Annotated in this window: 11 protein-coding genes; 4 read left to right on the top strand and 7 right to left on the bottom strand. The window is 64.8% G+C overall.

Annotated elements, in window-relative coordinates; genetic code table 11:
• The first annotated feature begins 16 nt into the window (after positions 1-16).
• Positions 17-646 (top strand): ECF transporter S component, encoded by a 630-nt coding sequence (locus tag ACUCCZ_RS10325; protein WP_435918253.1) that lies wholly within the window; start codon positions 17-19, stop codon positions 644-646.
• Positions 643-2,748, top strand: coding sequence for an ATP-binding cassette domain-containing protein (locus ACUCCZ_RS10320; protein ID WP_435918254.1), 2,106 nt, complete (start codon positions 643-645; stop codon positions 2,746-2,748). Before ACUCCZ_RS10325 ends, ACUCCZ_RS10320 begins: the two co-directional genes overlap by 4 nt.
• A gap of 59 nt (positions 2,749-2,807) precedes the next feature.
• Here ACUCCZ_RS10320 and ACUCCZ_RS10315 read toward each other — a convergent pair whose 3' ends face one another.
• From ACUCCZ_RS10315 to ACUCCZ_RS10285, 7 genes are all read right to left on the bottom strand, one after another.
• A complete protein-coding gene (locus ACUCCZ_RS10315; RefSeq protein ID WP_435918255.1) occupies positions 2,808-3,983 on the bottom strand; it encodes a glycosyltransferase family 4 protein in 1,176 nt (391 codons plus the stop codon).
• 85 nt (positions 3,984-4,068) lie between these two features.
• On the bottom strand, positions 4,069-4,488 hold the full coding sequence (locus ACUCCZ_RS10310) for a DoxX family protein (protein ID WP_435918256.1): 420 nt from the start codon (positions 4,486-4,488) through the stop codon (positions 4,069-4,071).
• Between the two features lie 450 nt (positions 4,489-4,938).
• Positions 4,939-5,946, bottom strand: a complete 1,008-nt coding sequence (locus ACUCCZ_RS10305) for a dihydroorotate dehydrogenase-like protein (RefSeq protein ID WP_435918257.1) — start codon at positions 5,944-5,946, stop codon at positions 4,939-4,941.
• A gap of 23 nt (positions 5,947-5,969) precedes the next feature.
• Positions 5,970-9,584: a pyruvate:ferredoxin (flavodoxin) oxidoreductase gene (gene nifJ / locus ACUCCZ_RS10300; protein ID WP_435918258.1), complete on the bottom strand. Its 3,615-nt coding sequence runs from the start codon at positions 9,582-9,584 to the stop codon at positions 5,970-5,972.
• Between the two features lie 15 nt (positions 9,585-9,599).
• A complete protein-coding gene (locus ACUCCZ_RS10295; protein WP_435918259.1) occupies positions 9,600-11,414 on the bottom strand; it encodes an NAD(P)-binding protein in 1,815 nt (604 codons plus the stop codon).
• Between the two features lie 355 nt (positions 11,415-11,769).
• Positions 11,770-12,096 carry a thiamine-binding protein gene (locus ACUCCZ_RS10290; protein ID WP_435918260.1) on the bottom strand — a complete coding sequence of 109 codons (327 nt, stop codon included), beginning with the start codon at positions 12,094-12,096 and terminating at the stop codon, positions 11,770-11,772.
• Between the two features lie 169 nt (positions 12,097-12,265).
• Positions 12,266-12,928, bottom strand: a complete 663-nt coding sequence (locus ACUCCZ_RS10285) for a FadR/GntR family transcriptional regulator (RefSeq protein WP_435918316.1) — start codon at positions 12,926-12,928, stop codon at positions 12,266-12,268.
• A gap of 140 nt (positions 12,929-13,068) precedes the next feature.
• On the opposite strand from ACUCCZ_RS10285, the gene ACUCCZ_RS10280 reads away from it, so the two are divergent.
• Both ACUCCZ_RS10280 and ACUCCZ_RS10275 read left to right on the top strand, forming a co-directional pair.
• Complete coding sequence (locus tag ACUCCZ_RS10280) at positions 13,069-13,218, top strand: hypothetical protein (RefSeq protein ID WP_435918261.1); 150 nt, start codon at positions 13,069-13,071, stop codon at positions 13,216-13,218.
• 119 nt (positions 13,219-13,337) lie between these two features.
• Positions 13,338-15,026, top strand: coding sequence for an L-lactate permease (locus ACUCCZ_RS10275; RefSeq protein ID WP_435918262.1), 1,689 nt, complete (start codon positions 13,338-13,340; stop codon positions 15,024-15,026).
• The last annotated feature ends 2 nt before the right edge of the window (positions 15,027-15,028 follow it).

Below are 15,028 nucleotides of genomic sequence, written 5' to 3'. Positions count from 1 at the left end.
GAACGGAAGGACTTCCATGACCAGCGACAAACCTGCCATGCGGTATCGCACCATTGACATCGTCACCCCAGTGATGATCGCGGTGGCCTTCGGCGTCATCTTCCTCGGTTACGGCGCTCTCTACAGCCTCCTCAAGCCGGTGTCCTCGGTGTATGTGCCAGCCGAGGGCATTCTCACCGGCATCTGGTTCCTACCCGCCCTCATCGCCGGCCTCGTCGTCCGCAAACCGGGCGCTGCCCTTCTCGCAGAGATTCTTGCTGCATGTATCGAGGCGGCTCTGGGAGGCCCATGGGGTCCAGGCACCATCATCTCCGGAGTCATCCAGGCTCTGCCGATGGAACTGTGCCTGCTTGTCGTCGCCTATCGCAAGGTTGGCCCGAGGCTCGCCATAGTGGCCGGAGCTCTCACCGGTTTCGCTGAGGGCATCTACGAACGCATCGCCTACTATCCGATGTTCCGCGTTGGCGACACCATCGTCTACTTCATGTTGATGATCGTTTCCGGAGCGCTGCTTGGCGGGCTGCTGGCGTGGGGAACCGTCCGCGGCCTGGCGGCTGCCGGTGCCCTCAACCCTTTCGCGGTCTCCCGCGACTTGCGTGGCCCCAAGACCGCCAAGGGTGCGAAGGCGACCCGGAAACTGTCATGACTGATGTGTTGACCCGGGACGACCAGGTCGGCAAGGTTTCCGGTCGTCGCGCGGTTCCGGTGGATGTCGAGGGGTTGACGATCGGCGTCCCTGACCGCGACGATCCGATTCTGGGCCCCATCGACCTTCATCTGGCAGCCGGGTCGCGGGTCCTCATTGCCGGACCGTCGGGTGCTGGCAAAACCACTCTGTTGCACGCCGTCGGCGGTTTGCTGGAGGAGGAGAGCTACGACCTGACGGGTCGGGTGAGTACTTGGTCCGGTGGTGTGAGCGTTGGTCTGCTGCAGCAGGAACCGATTCATTCCGTTGTCGCTGCCACGTGCGGACGAGATACCGCCTTCGGGCCGGAGAACCACCGAGTCCCACGCCAGGACATCTGGCCCATCGTCAAGGATTCTCAACGGCGAGCCCGGTTCACGATGCCCGCGGACCACTCGACGACGAAAATGTCCGGCGGTCAGATGCAGCGCCTAGCCATCGCGGGGATTCTTGCCACCAACCCTGGCCTGCTGCTGCTTGACGAGCCCGTCTCCATGTTGGACGAGGAGTCCGCCGCGGCAATCCGTGACGAAGTTGCCAGGATGGCCCACGACCGGACGGTTTTCATCGTCGACCACCACCCGGATCAGTGGGGCGAGATCCTTGACCAGGTTGTCGAGTTGACCGATCACGGCACCCTCAGTCGGATCTGGGATTTCGAAGACTACCTCGACTCGCGTGAGCCCACCGACCTGCCGTGGCATGCCGCCACTCCCGGTGAGACGGTGGCCCGTGCCGTCGCCCTCGACGCTTACCGTCCCCAGTCCGACGACGTGCTGCTGCGTGGGGTCGACATCTCGGCCCGGCGCGGTCACGTCACGGTCTTGTCAGGACCCAGTGGGGTTGGCAAGTCCACCCTGCTGAGACTGCTTGCCGGACTCGACGCCCCCGCCGCCGGTGAGCTCACCCTTCCCGAGCCCGGGCACACCGCCTGGGTACCGCAGAACCCGGAGAACTACCTCGTCGCCCGCACGGCAGCCGACGAGCTCTTCGCATCCCCGGTGGTCCCCGAGGATGCTGATCTGCGCGACCTCGTCAGGACCTTCGGCCTCACGCCGATCCTCGACTCCCACCCCATGACGTGCTCGGGTGGCGAGAAGAGACGCCTTGCCATTGCTGCGGCCCTCGCTCAGAAACCCGATCTGCTCCTCCTCGACGAGCCGACAGTCGGCCTCGACGACGACAGCGGTGCCAGCGTGTTGATGGCCATCCGTGCTGCAGCAGAGTCCGGGGTTGCCGTCGTCGTCTCCTCCCATGATCCTCAGGTCATCGAGATGGCTGACGAGGTCGTTGACGTCGCTTCGTGTCGCGTTCCGGATCCAGCCCCTGACGAGATGCCCCAGGACAGCTCGGCCTTCCTGGCGACGATCAACCCGCTCGTCGTCCTCCTCATCGCTGTTGCGGGCATCGTCGGGTCCCTCTTCGTGAGGTCCCCGCTCATCGGCGTCATCAGCCTCATCCCGGCCGTGGTCATGGCTCCGATGTGCTCGCATCGCGTCAAACCCTTGGTGGTACGGACGGTTCCGGTCCTCATCGCCGCGGTGATGCTGGTGTGGACGACCCTGCTGCTCCACAACGGGTTCACCACCTCAGCTGTCTGGAGCGAGGCGACTCGGCAGGGGTTGAGGATCCTCGTCTTCGTCCTGCCTGGCGCGCTGGCCTCGGCCGCGGCCGATCCCACTCGCTTCGGCGACGCCCTGGCTCAGCAAACCCACCTTCCACAGCGCCCGGTGGTGGCGTCGGTGGCAGGTGTGGTCCGGATGGGGCACCTGGGCGACCAGTGGCGCATCCAGTCCGATGTGCGTCGCCTTCGCGGGATGGGGCCAAAGCGCTCCTTGTCCTCCCGGGTCAAGTACTTGTCGTCAATGACGTTCGCGATGGTGCTGTACGCCATGAGGTCGTCGGAGGTGCTCAGTCGAGCGATGGACTCTCGCGGCTTCGCGACGGCGACTCGTCGTACCTACGCCGTCGAGTCGCGCTGGCGGGTGCGAGACCTCTGGGGTGTCGCGTTGGCTGTCCTCATCGTCGCCGTCCCGGCCATTGCAGCGGCGCTGCTGGGCTGACGGTCTCCGACAACGTCCAAGAGCGGCCGGGGTTGTCCACCCCAGCCGCTCGTTCAACCTCAGCGGTACAGCGCCTTCCCCAGCACCGTTTCGAGCCTGTCGACCGATGCTTGTAAGGAGTACTTGTTCGTCATGAGCTCGCGAGCCCGCTCGTGCCAACGTTTCATGGTGGCCTCGTCGGCGTCACGCACTCGCTCGATGCCGGAGACGAGCTCGGTCGGGTCGACGCAGGCGCCAACCTCGTCATCACTGATGACGTCGCGGATCGGCACCTTGGCGTTCGACACGACGGCCAGCCCGGCGGCCATGTAGTCGTACAGCTTGTTGGGGCTCATGCCCTTGTCGAAGACCGACTGCGGCGAGACGGTGTGCAAACCGACGTCACAGGCCGAGAGGATGCGCACCAGTTCGGACTTGGGCACCTGGTCATGGAACTTGACGTTCGTCAAGCCCAGCTTCTTGACCTCGTCGATGGCCCACTGCTTACGAGCTCCGGCACCGACGAGCAGGAAGTTGACGTCGGGTAGACGGCGTGCGGCATCAACGATGAGGTCCAGTCCAACGTAGTTGGCGTGAGTTCCCGAAAACACCGCGGTGAATCCCGAGATGCCGTACTCCTTGCGTAGCTCTTCGCGGGACTCCTCGACCTCGTACTCGGCCAGGTCAGCGCCATTGGGGACGACGGTGACCTTGTCAAGGTTGATACCAAGGTCGCGGAAGTGGTCCTCCCAGCCCTTTGTGACGACGACGATCTGGCGGGCGTGGGCGTAGATGGTCTTCTCCAGCCCCTGAAGCACCTTGTGAAGGGCTGATCCCTCCTTCAGCGCGCCGCCGGAGACCAGTGACTCCGGCCACAGGTCGCGCACCTCGACGACGAAGGGCTTGCGGCGCAGGGCGGCGACGACCATTCCAGCGGCCGGTGCCAGGATCTGCGGGGAGGAGGCGAAGATGACGTCGGCCGGGCGCACCAAGGCGCGGGCGCCGGCACCGGCGGCGAAGGAGATCCAGCCGAGGACACGCTTGGCGCCGTTGCCCTTGTACTCCGGGATCGGGACGAGGGTGTAGCGCGGGTCATCGACCGTCATGTGTTCGCCGGAGGTGTGGTTGATGCTGGCGGCGTAGAAATGAGGTTGCCATCCGCGCAACCGAGAAAACATGTCGAAGTTACGGGTGATGCCGCCCGATCCCGGCGGGAAGGCGTAGTGGTTGATCACGCTGACCTTGCGTTGCGGCATCGTTCCTCCTGGGTTGGGGCGCACACTAACCCTACCGGGCGCGGCGGCTGCTCGTGGGAAGCGCCGCGCCCGTAGTAGTGGCCGATCAGTCCTGCCGGGTGCCTTCCAAGGCCAGGCCCACCAGGATGGGCTGGAAGAGCAAACGAATCGCGCGTTTGCGGTCGTCGTTGAGCCCGAATCCGTCCTTGTGCTCGACGAACTGGGCGACGTTGCCTGGGAAGATCGCGGTGAAGAAGGCGGCAGCACTGCGTCCCCAGAACTTCTTGTGACGCCCCGAGAGCAAGGCGGCTCCGAGGACAATTTCGGCGGCACCTGACAGCAGGACCACCGCGTCGTCGTCTAGGGGTACCCATTCGGGTACCTGAGCCTGGAATTCCTCGCGGACGAAGGTGAGGTGACCGACACCGGAGTAGGCCAGAAGACCGCCCACGCCGAGGCGGTTCAGTGTGCGCAGCGGGTGGCGCTTTGAAGGCGAGGGATCGGTGAAGTGCGACGAGCGTGACATGGCATCCTCCTGACAAGTGGAAGCGGTACCCCACCGATGGTAACGCGTGGAAATCGTGGTTCTTCGTGGCCGAGGGGCCATCGTATGTCGCACGGTGGCCCTTGCGAACCCCAATTACCACAGCTGGTCGTCAGGACCGGCCGACTCGTCGTGTCACCGATTCCGGCACCGGTGCATCCGACCATGGTGCGCGGGCGGGGTCTGCGAGGTTGCGGCGGATCGGGATCACTCCGGCCCCGGCATTGGTCTGTTCTTGCGTTCCTCCGCCGGAGCCACCGATGTCGCTGTGGCAATCGGGTGGCGATGGCTGGATCAGCCACGTGAACTGGCAGCGCGCACTGTTGGTACCCGAATTACCACAGCGTGGGTGAGTGCCCCGACGATCGATGTGGGGATGACATGAAGCGAGGGCCGGTGGCAGTTGCCACCGGCCCTCAGCACATCCGAGGATCAGGATCCGTAGGTTGTCTTGGCCTTCTCAAGGGCCGCGACGTAACCGTTGCGCTCGTACTCGGCGGTTGAGGCATCGTCTGGGATGGCGAGCGTGCCGCGCAGCGTGTTGAGGTCGAGTTCCTTACGCTGCAGGTAAGACTCCAGCCCCTTCTGCAGCTCGGCTGTATATCCGGCACCATGGCGCACCAGGGCCGAGGTGGTCATGACGACGTCAGCGCCGGCAAGCAGGTACTTGACGACATCGTCGGCGGTCTCGACACCCGAGGACGCAGCCAGCGAGGCATTGACACGACCCGACAGGGCGGCGATCCACGTCAGCGGCAGACGGGCATCCGCTGGCGAGGAAAGCCACACACCAGGCTCGACCTGCATCTTCTCGATGTTGATGTCAGGTTGTAGGAAGCGGTTGAACATCACCAGGGCGTCGGCCCCTGCGGCATCCAGACGGGTGGCCATGTTACCCAGGGCCGAGAAGAACGGCGAGAGCTTGACGGCGACCGGGACGGTCACAGCATCCTTGACGGCCTGGACGATCTCGACGTGACGGTCCTCGACCTCCTCAGCCGACTGCTCAAGGTCACCGGGCACCATGTAGATGTTGCACTCGATACCCGCGGCGCCGGCATCCTCCATCCGCTTCGCGGTGTCGACCCAGCCACCGTTCGTCGCGCCGTTCAGCGAGGCGATGACAGGGATGTCGACGGCGTTGACGCTGGCCTCCAGGTGGGCGAGGTAGCGCTCGGTGATGCCGCCCTCGTTGCTGGCTACGGTCGGGAAGAAGCTCAGCGACTCGGCGAACGAGTTGACGTACTCGAGTTCGATCTCAGTCTGTCGAGCCTCCTCGTGCCTCACCTGTTCCTCGAACAGGGAGTACATGACGATGGCCCCGACCCCGGCGTCGGCGAGAGCCTTGACCCCGTCAACCTTCTGTTGGATGGGGCCGGCGGAGGCAACCAGCGGCGACCTCAAGGGTAGTCCCATGTATCTGGTGCGTAGATCACTCATGACACGTCATTCCTTCGTGGCTGTCAGGCGCGTTTGGATGAGGCGGCGAATTCGGACATGCGGGCATCGACGGCGAAGTCCTCGGCGCTGCGGGAAGCCATCTCGGCGTACTCGGCGTAGCGACGCTCCACCTGACGCTGACCCAGGTCCAGCATACGTTCGGCCTCCTTCGGATGAGCCTTTTGGAGCATCCGGTAACGCAACTCCAGCTTGGTGTACTCCCGCCACGTCTTGTCGGGCTTGGGGGAGTCGAGCAGGAACGGGTTGCGTCCCTCGTCGGCCAACACCGGGTTGTACCTCATCAGCGGCCAGTGCCCACAGTGGACGGCCTTGTACTGCTGGTCGAGGCCGTTGCGCAGGTCGTAGCCGTGGGCAATGCAGTGGCTGTAGGCGATGATGAGGCTCGGGCCCGGGTAGGCCTCGGCCTCGCGGAAGGCCCGCAGGGTTTGCTGCGGGTCGGCTCCCAGGGCCACGCGAGCCACGTACACCGATCCGTAGGCGATGGCCTGCATGGCCATGTCCTTCTTGGCGGTCGGCTTACCGGCGGAAGCGAACTTCGCGACGGCACCGAGTGGGGTCGACTTCGACGCCTGGCCACCGGTGTTGGAGTACACCTCAGTGTCGAGGACCAGGACGTTGACGTCGCGTCCGGAGGCGAGCACGTGGTCGACGCCGCCCGAACCGATGTCGTAGGCCCAACCGTCACCACCGATGATCCACACCGAGCGACGCAGCAGGTGGTCGGCGACGCTCATGAGGTCGCGCACCGCCGGGGTCTGCTCCATGACGGCGAGCTTGGCCTGCAGCTGCTTCACACGACCCTGCTGACTCTGCAGGTCATGCTCGGTGAGCTGCGGGGCGTGCAACAGGTCGTCGACGAACTCCGGGTCGAGCTGGTCGGAGACCTCCTGGAGTCGACGCTTGGCCAGGTCGGTCTGGACGTTGGCGGCCATCCGCATGCCCAGGCCGAACTCGGCATTGTCCTCGAACAGGGAGTTCGACCACGCCGGACCACGGCCCTGGGCGTTCTCGCCCCACGGGGTTGTCGGCAGGTTACCGCCGTAGATGGAGGAGCAGCCAGTGGCGTTGGCGACCTCGGCACGGTCACCGAACAGCTGGGTGATGAGCTTGACGTACGGGGTCTCGCCACAACCCGAGCAGGCTCCGGAGAACTCGAAGAGTGGCTCCAGGAACTGGGTGCCTCGCACCGTGGCGAAGTCGACACGGGAGCGGTCGTTGACCGGGATGGTCTCGAAGAACTTCACGTTCTCGCGCTGGACCGTCTTGTCGAGGTGCTCCTCAAGGTTGATGGCCTTGCGGTCGGGCTCGCCCACGGGGTGGGCCGGGCAGGCCTCGACGCACAAGCTGCAGCCGGTGCACTGGTCGGGGACGATCTGCAGGGTGTAGCAGGACTCCGGCAGGCCGGCGGCGTTGAGCTCGGCGGACTGGAAGGACTCCGGGGCTCCCTCGAGCTGGGACTGCGGGTAGTACTTGGCGCGGATCACACCGTGCGGGCACACGAAAGCGCAGTTGCCGCACTGGATGCAGGCGTTGGGCTCCCAGGTAGCGATGACGTCTGACAAGGTGCGCTGTTCGTACTTGATGGTGCCGGCGGGGTAGGTGCCGTCGTCAGGCAGGGCGGACACGGGCAACAGGTCACCGAATCCCTCGATCATTCGGGCAGTGACATTCTTGACGAACTCGGGGGAGTCCTCGCGCACGGCCGGGATGAGGCTGTGGTTGGCGGTGAACTGGTCGGGAACCTTCACCTGGTGCAGATGCTCCAGTGATGCGTCGACGGCGGCGTGGTTCATGTCGACGATCTTCTGGGACTTCTTGCCGTAGGTCTTCTGGATGGAATCCTTGATCTTCGTGATCGCCTCGTCCTTGGGGAGCACACCCGAAATCGCGAAGAAACAGGTTTGCAGGATGGTGTTGGTGCGGTTGCGCAGACCCACCTTGCGGGCGACGGACAGGGCATCAATGGTCCACACGTCGAGGTGCTTGTCGAGGATGTGACGCTGCATGGTGTCGGGGAGCTTGTCCCACACCTCGTCGGCGTCGTAGGGGGAGTTCAGCAGTACCGTGGTGCCCTCGCGAGCCATCGTCAAAACGTCGATGGATTCTAGGATTCCCCAGGCATGGATGCCAATGAATCCTGCCTGGCTGACCAGATAGGGGGCCTCGATCGGCTTGGGTCCGAAGCGCAGGTGGGAAGTCGTCCGCGATCCGGACTTCTTGGAGTCGTAGACGAAGTAGCCCTGGGCGTAGGTGTTGGGGTCCGAGCCGAGGATCTTGATGGTGTTCTTGTTGGCGCCGACGGTGCCGTCAGAACCCATGCCGTAAAACACCGCGCGAATCGTCTTGGGATCTTCAATATCGAGTGGTTCCCACGGCAAGGACGTTCCGGTGACGTCGTCCTCAATGCCGATGGTGAAGCGGGGACGCGGACGTTCCAGTTCGAGTTCAGCGGCGATACCAGCGACCATGCCGGGGGTGAACTCCTTGGAGGAGATGCCGTAGCGACCACCAGAAACGATCGGCATGGTGTTGCGGGTGCCACGGGAGTGGGCCTCGGACAGGGCGGCCAGCACGTCGAGGAAGAGGGGCTCGCCATTGGAGCCGGGCTCCTTGGTGCGGTCCAGGACGGCGACGGTGCGGGCCGTCTCCGGGATGGCCTTGACGATCTCGGCGGCCGGGAAGGGACGGAACAGGTGCAGCTCGACGAGGCCGAGCTTGTGTCCCTGGGCGTTGAGGTGGTTGATGGTGTGTTCGATGGTGCGGGCACCGGAACCCATGCAGACCATGACCTCGGTGGCCTCGGGGTCACCGAGGTACTCGACAAGGTGGTACTGCCGACCGACGACGTGGGCGAACTCGTCCATGAGGGACTGGACGATGCCCGGCACCTTTTCGTAGTACTTGTTCGCGGCCTCACGAGCCTGGAAGTGGATGTCGGGGTTCTGCGCGGTGCCGCGGATGAACGGGTGTGCCGGGGACAGGGCGCGCTCCCGATGAGCGTGGACGAGATCATCAGTGATGAAGTGACGGATGTCGTCGTCCGACAGCATCTCGAGGACGTTGAGCTCGTGGGAGGTGCGGAAACCCTCGAAGAAGTGCATGAAGGGCACCCGGGAGTGCATCGTCGCGGCCTGGGCGATGAGGGCCAGGTCGTGGCATTCCTGCACTGTCGAGGAGCACAGCATGGCGAATCCGGTCTGGCGGCAGGCCATGACGTCCTGGTGATCGCCGAAGATCGACAGGCCCTGGGCAGCCAGTGAGCGGGCGGCCACGTGGAAGACTGTGCTGGTGAGCTCACCGGCGATCTTGTACATGTTCGGGATCATGAGGAGCAGGCCTTGGGAGGCGGTGAAGGTGGTACTCAGGGCGCCACCCTGCAGAGCGCCGTGCATGGCGCCGGCGGCTCCACCCTCGGACTGCATCTCCATGACGGTGGGGGTGTCTCCCCAGATGTTCTTTCGTCCGGCGGCGGACCACTCGTCGGCGGTCTCGGCCATTGGGGAGGACGGGGTGATGGGGTATATCGAGCACAGCTCGTTGCAGCGATAGGCGACCGAGGCGGCGGCGGTGTTGCCGTCCGCAATGGTGCGGACGCGGGAGTCGGAGTTCGTTGCCATGGTCAGTCCTCCTTCTCAGTTCTCGGAGTTGACGGTGAACTTCATCGAAGCTGACCGTTGTGGATTGGGTTCATGACGCACCGCCCAGCCAGGGGTGGGGTTGCCGGATCCCTGCACGGTGGCCGGATCGGTGCGCTCGGGGATCATCTCGATGGCATGGACCGGGCACTGGTCGAAGCAGGTGGCGCATCCAGTGCACTTGTCGTAGTCGAACTCGTAGCGGTGGCCCTTGCCGAGCTTGATGATGGCGTCCTCGGGGCAGGAACCGTAGCAGCCGTCACACTCGAAACAGTTGCCGCAGGACAGGCATCGTCCGGCCTCGAAGTGGGCCTGCTCCTCGGTGAGTCCACCGACGACCTCGTCGAACCCGACGCGCTGGGTCGGGTCGAGTTCGGGCTGGTTACGACGCAGATGGTCGCCGAAGTACCACAGATTGAGGTCGTTGAAGCCCACCGTGGTGTTCTTGGGCGCCGGGTAGGCCTCCTCCCGGCGCAGCCACAGGTCGATCTGGCGGGCGGCGCGCTTGCCGTGGCCCACGCCGATGGTGACGGTGCGCTCGCTGGGGACGGTGTCGCCGCCTGCGAAGATGCCGGGCACGTCGGTCATGAGGGTGGAGGGATTGACGTCGACGACGTCGTTCTTGAAGCGCAGTCCGGGCAGCTTGTGGAGGAAGCCGGTGTCGGCCTCCTGGCCGACGGCGAGGATGACGGTGTCGGCCTCCAACTTCTCGAAGCGGCCAGTACCGTGGGGCTTGCCGTCCTCGTCGAGTTCCATGATCTCGACGGTGAGGTCGTCGCCGACCTCGGTGATGGTGCGCAGCCAGCTCATCTGCACGCCCTCGCGTTCGGCCTCGGCGCGCTCCTCGTCGTGGGCTGGCATCTGCTCGGCGGTGCGCCGGTAGACCACGATCGACTCCTCGGCCCCGAGTCGCTTGGCGACGCGGGCTGCATCCATCGCGGTGTTGCCACCGCCATAGACGGCGACGCGGCGCCCGATGAGGGGCTTCTCGCCGGAGGAGACGTTGTGGAGGAAGCTGACGGCGTCGACCATCCGGGAGGCGTCGACGGTGGGGATGTCGACGCGTTTGGACAGGTGGGCACCGATGGCCACGAAGATGGCGTCGAAGCGGCCCTTGGCCTTCTCCTCCATGAGGTCGTTGACCGGGTGGTTGAGGACGATTCGCACCCCTAGGTCGGTGAGTCGCTTGACCTCGGCATCGAGGACCTCGCGCGGCAGCCGGTACTCGGGGATGCCGTAACGCATCATGCCGCCGACCTTGTCGCCGGCGTCGTGGATCTCGACCTCGTGGCCCAGCATGGCCAGGTGGTAGGCCGCCGACAGGCCGGCGGGGCCGGCGCCGATGATCATCACTCGGTGGCCCGACTTCTCCGGAGGCGGGTTGAAGCTCCAGCCCTTCTCGATGGCGAGGTCACCCAGGTAGCGCTCCACGGAGTGGATCGAGACGGCGCCGTCGAGGTCGGCACGGTTGCAGGCCACCTCGCAGGGGTGGTAGCAGACACGACCGTGAATGGCGGGGAAGGGATTGTCGGCGGTGAGCTGGCGCCACGCCTTCTCCTCCTCGTGGGCCTTGATGAGGCGCAGCCATTCCTGGATGTTCTCTCCGGCGGGACACCCGGCGTTGCAGGGGGGGAGCATGTCGAGGTAAAGGGGGCGGCGGGCACGAACCGGGGCGACGCGACCGGCGGTGCGTGCCAGGTCAGGGCGTTCGGTGAGGTCCTGTTTGTCCCTCACGACATAGCCGTGGGGGTCGATGGCGGCCTCGGGGCCTTCCTGCGTGTCCGGCGGATTGACCGGGGTGTCCGTGCTCATTGCCTGACTTCTCCCTTGTGGTGACGGGGTGGCCGGGCCAAGCAGGGCGGTGGCCACCGGTGGTCGTGGGGGCCCAAACTCGGCCGCGTCGGTGAGTGGATCAAGCGGTGTCAATGACACCTGGCTCGGTCCACTACGGTCGATAGTAGACCCTCGGTGGGAGGGTGTGCACGATCAGGGGAGCACAATGCAATTGTGTGCAGGGAGGCTTGCGATAATCCCCCCCGTTCTGGGCCCGAGGCCAGGCGTGCCCCGAGGCGGCGGCAGTATCAGCGCAGACCACCCTTGGTGAGGCGTCTACCGGCCATGCGACGGGATGCCGCAGGATCGGCCGCGTCCCAGCGGCGCCGTGCTGTCACCTGGGCGGGCAATCTGACCTGTCCAGCTCGGCCTCCAGTCGCTCCAGTTTGGCTGTCATCTCGCCGCTTCTTCCTGGCCTGATGTCGGCCTTGAGCACCAGTGACACTCGGGTCCCGTACTGGCCGACCGCCTCGGTGGCACGCTTCACCACGTCCATCACCTCCTCCCAGGAACCCTCGATCTCGGTGAACATGGAGCTGGTGCGGTTCGGCAGGCCGGACTCCCTGACGATGCGCACGGCAGCCGCCACGGCGTCGGCGACGCCGCCGTCCTCGCGGGAGGCGCGACCACCACTGGGAACAAGACTGAATGCAACGATCATGTGTCTAGCCTGCCTCGTGGGGCGCCAGGGGGAGGGCAGAGTCCAAATTGAGTTCATCTTGACCTGTGGTCGAAGCCGGGTCGTTGCCGTCCTGCGGCCTTGCAGTGGTGCGACGAGGGGCTCAGCGCTGAGTCACGCTTCCAGACGAAGTCGTTGCGCTCCGGCTCAGTCAGTCGGCCCCCAGGAGGGTTTCGTAGGCGTTGCGAATGTGGGCCTCGGTGGCTTCAGCCGCCCGAACCGGGTCGCCGTTCTCGATCGCGGTGAGCATCTCCTCGTGGTCGCAGACCAGGCCGTCACGCCATGTCTCCCAGCCGACGAGGGAGTGCTCGGCCTCCAAGATGGGGCGGTGGACGGCCTTGCGGATGGCCACCGTCAAATCGCTCATGAGGCGGTTGTCCCCGGCCTCGGCGAGGGCGACGTGAAAAGCGGTGTCGAGGGCATTGAAGGAGTTCGGCTTCAGGGCCCCGTGCATCTGACCGAGGAGGTTGGTCGCTCGTGCCAGCGGTCCAGGGGCGCGGACCTTCGCCGCAGCCGCGCAGGCTGCCTTCTCCAGGGCCACTCGGGTTTCGGTGAGGTCGGCGAATGAGACGACGTCGAGGGCCAGTTGCAGGCGCAGGATGCGGCCCATGGCGTCGGAAGGATGCGCGTCGACGCGAGTGCCGTTGCCTCGGCCAGTGCCCGAGGTGAGGATTCCTTGGGCCTCCAAGGCGCGGATGGCCTCCCGGACGGCTCCCCGACTGACGCCCAGGGTGGCGGCGAGTTCTCGCTCCGGGGGCAGGCGCGAACCATTGACCCAGGTCCCGGTGAGGATCTCGTCATCGATGTGATGCATGACGACGGAGAATCCGCCCGACTTGGTATCAGTGTCAGCGCCTGAGCCGGGGTTCGATCCTGACGCCCAGTGTCCGGGATGTGCGCCTGGCTGGTTGGCTTGCGTGTCGCGGGTCTGTGTCATGGCTGGGATCCTCGTCAGTGAGTCGCTTCATCGTCACCGAACATGCATCGTATGGCCAGCAACGTCGTGAGGAGGAGTGGGTGCTCAAAGAGGACCTTGGAATGGGTCTTGAATTTAGGCAAACCTTATTTTTTGCACAGATGGCTGACCGTCCGTTCATCAAATGAAAGGAAGTTCTTGACGTTTGTAAGTAATGGTCCTACCGTACTATTGGTCGGACCAAATTGGCCCGATATTGCCAACGGTTCGCCGACCGGAGGCAATGGTTGAACAACGGAGTTCTTCGATGGTTCTTCTCCAGACCTTCACCCCATCGGCCAACCCGCTGGGGGCACAGTGGCTCTCGGCCCTCCTCGCCGTGCTGCCAGTGCTGGCCATGCTCATCACCCTTGGCGCGCTGCGCTGGAAAGCGCATCTGGCTGGCCTCTTCTCGTGGGGCATCGCCCTCATCGTGGCAGTCACCGCATTCCACATGCCGATCGGCATGGCATTCTCCTCGAGCATCCAGGGATTCCTCTACGGTCTGTTCCCGATCTCGTGGATTCTGCTGGGCGCCATCTGGATGTACCAGGTGACGGTCATCTCCGGGCGTTTCGACGACCTGCGTCGCACTTTCTTCCTCATCAGTGACGACCCGCGCGTCCTCGGCATCCTCATCGCCTTCTGCTTCGGCGGTCTGCTCGAGGCTCTCGCTGGATTTGGCGCCCCGGTCGCCATCGCGGCTGCCATGTTGATCGCCATTGGCTTCGGCAAGCTCCGCGGTGCCGTCACCGCCTTGGTCGCCAACACTGTCCCGGTGGCCTTCGGCGCTGTCGGTCTGCCGGTGCTCATGGCTGCCAAGACCGGTGGTCTGGACGTCTCGATGGTCGCCCCGGTGACCGCTCGGATTTGTGCCGTCCTCTGCCTCGTAGTCCCCTTCCTCATGCTGGCCATCATGGACGGTCGCAAGGGTGTGCGTGAGTGCTGGCCGTTCGGTCTGTTCGTCGGCATCGTCTTCGGCGTCACCAAGATCATCGTCGGTGGTACCCCGGTCTACAACCTGACCGAGATCTTCGCCGCCGTCGTCACCGTCGCCCTCTCCCTGCTCTTCCTCAAGGTCTGGAAGCCGAAGGGTGGCCGTGAAGCCGCCGAGCGCATCGGCATCCCGATGGACCCGGCCATTGAGACCGAGCTCGTGCAGGCTCAGGAGGTCGACACCTCCGACCTCACCGGCAACCGTATCTTCATGGCCCTGGTGCCCTACATCCTCGTCATCGTGGTCTTCGGTATCGCTGCCATCCCGGCCGTCAAGGAGGGCCTGAAGGCCGCCGACACCAAGATGGCCTGGCCTGGCCTGGCCGGCCTCATGACCACCGGTGGCAAGGCCGCGGCCCACCAGTCCTACACCTGGCAGTGGCTGTCCCAGCCGGGTTTCCTGCTGGCCATCGTTGCCATTCTCGTCGGCCTCATCTACAAGGTGTCCCTCCCCGACGTCTTCACGGAGCTGTGGGTCAACGCCAAGAAGATGAAGTTCTCGATGCTGACCATCGGTCTGGTAGTCGCCCTCGCCTATGTCATGGGTGACTCCGGCCAGACGCTGGCCCTTGGTATGTTCATTGCTGGCGCTGGTGCGGTCTACCCGTTCCTCGCCCCGATCCTTGGCTGGATCGGTACCTACGTCACCGGATCTGACACCTCCGCCAACATCCTGTTCTCCGGCCTGCAGAGCAGCGTCGGTCAGCAGGTCGGTGCCGGATCTCACCTCGGTGTCGAGGGTATGCGGCACCTGCTGGTCGGCGCCGGTGCCTCCGGTGGTGTCGTCGGTAAGATGATCTCCCCGCAGTCGCTGACCATCGCGGCCACCGCGATTGGCCTGGCTGGCGGCGAGTCGATCATCCTCCGCAAGGTCTTCAAGTTCTCGATCATCCTGCTCATCCTGATGTGCATCCTCGTCGGCCTCATGTCGACCCCGGTGCTCGGATGGATGGTTCCCTGATT

The organism is Cutibacterium nasicola, from assembly GCF_052654715.2.
The sequence above is the reverse complement of the archived record's forward strand: the minus strand, read 5'-3'. Positions and strand labels throughout refer to the sequence as shown.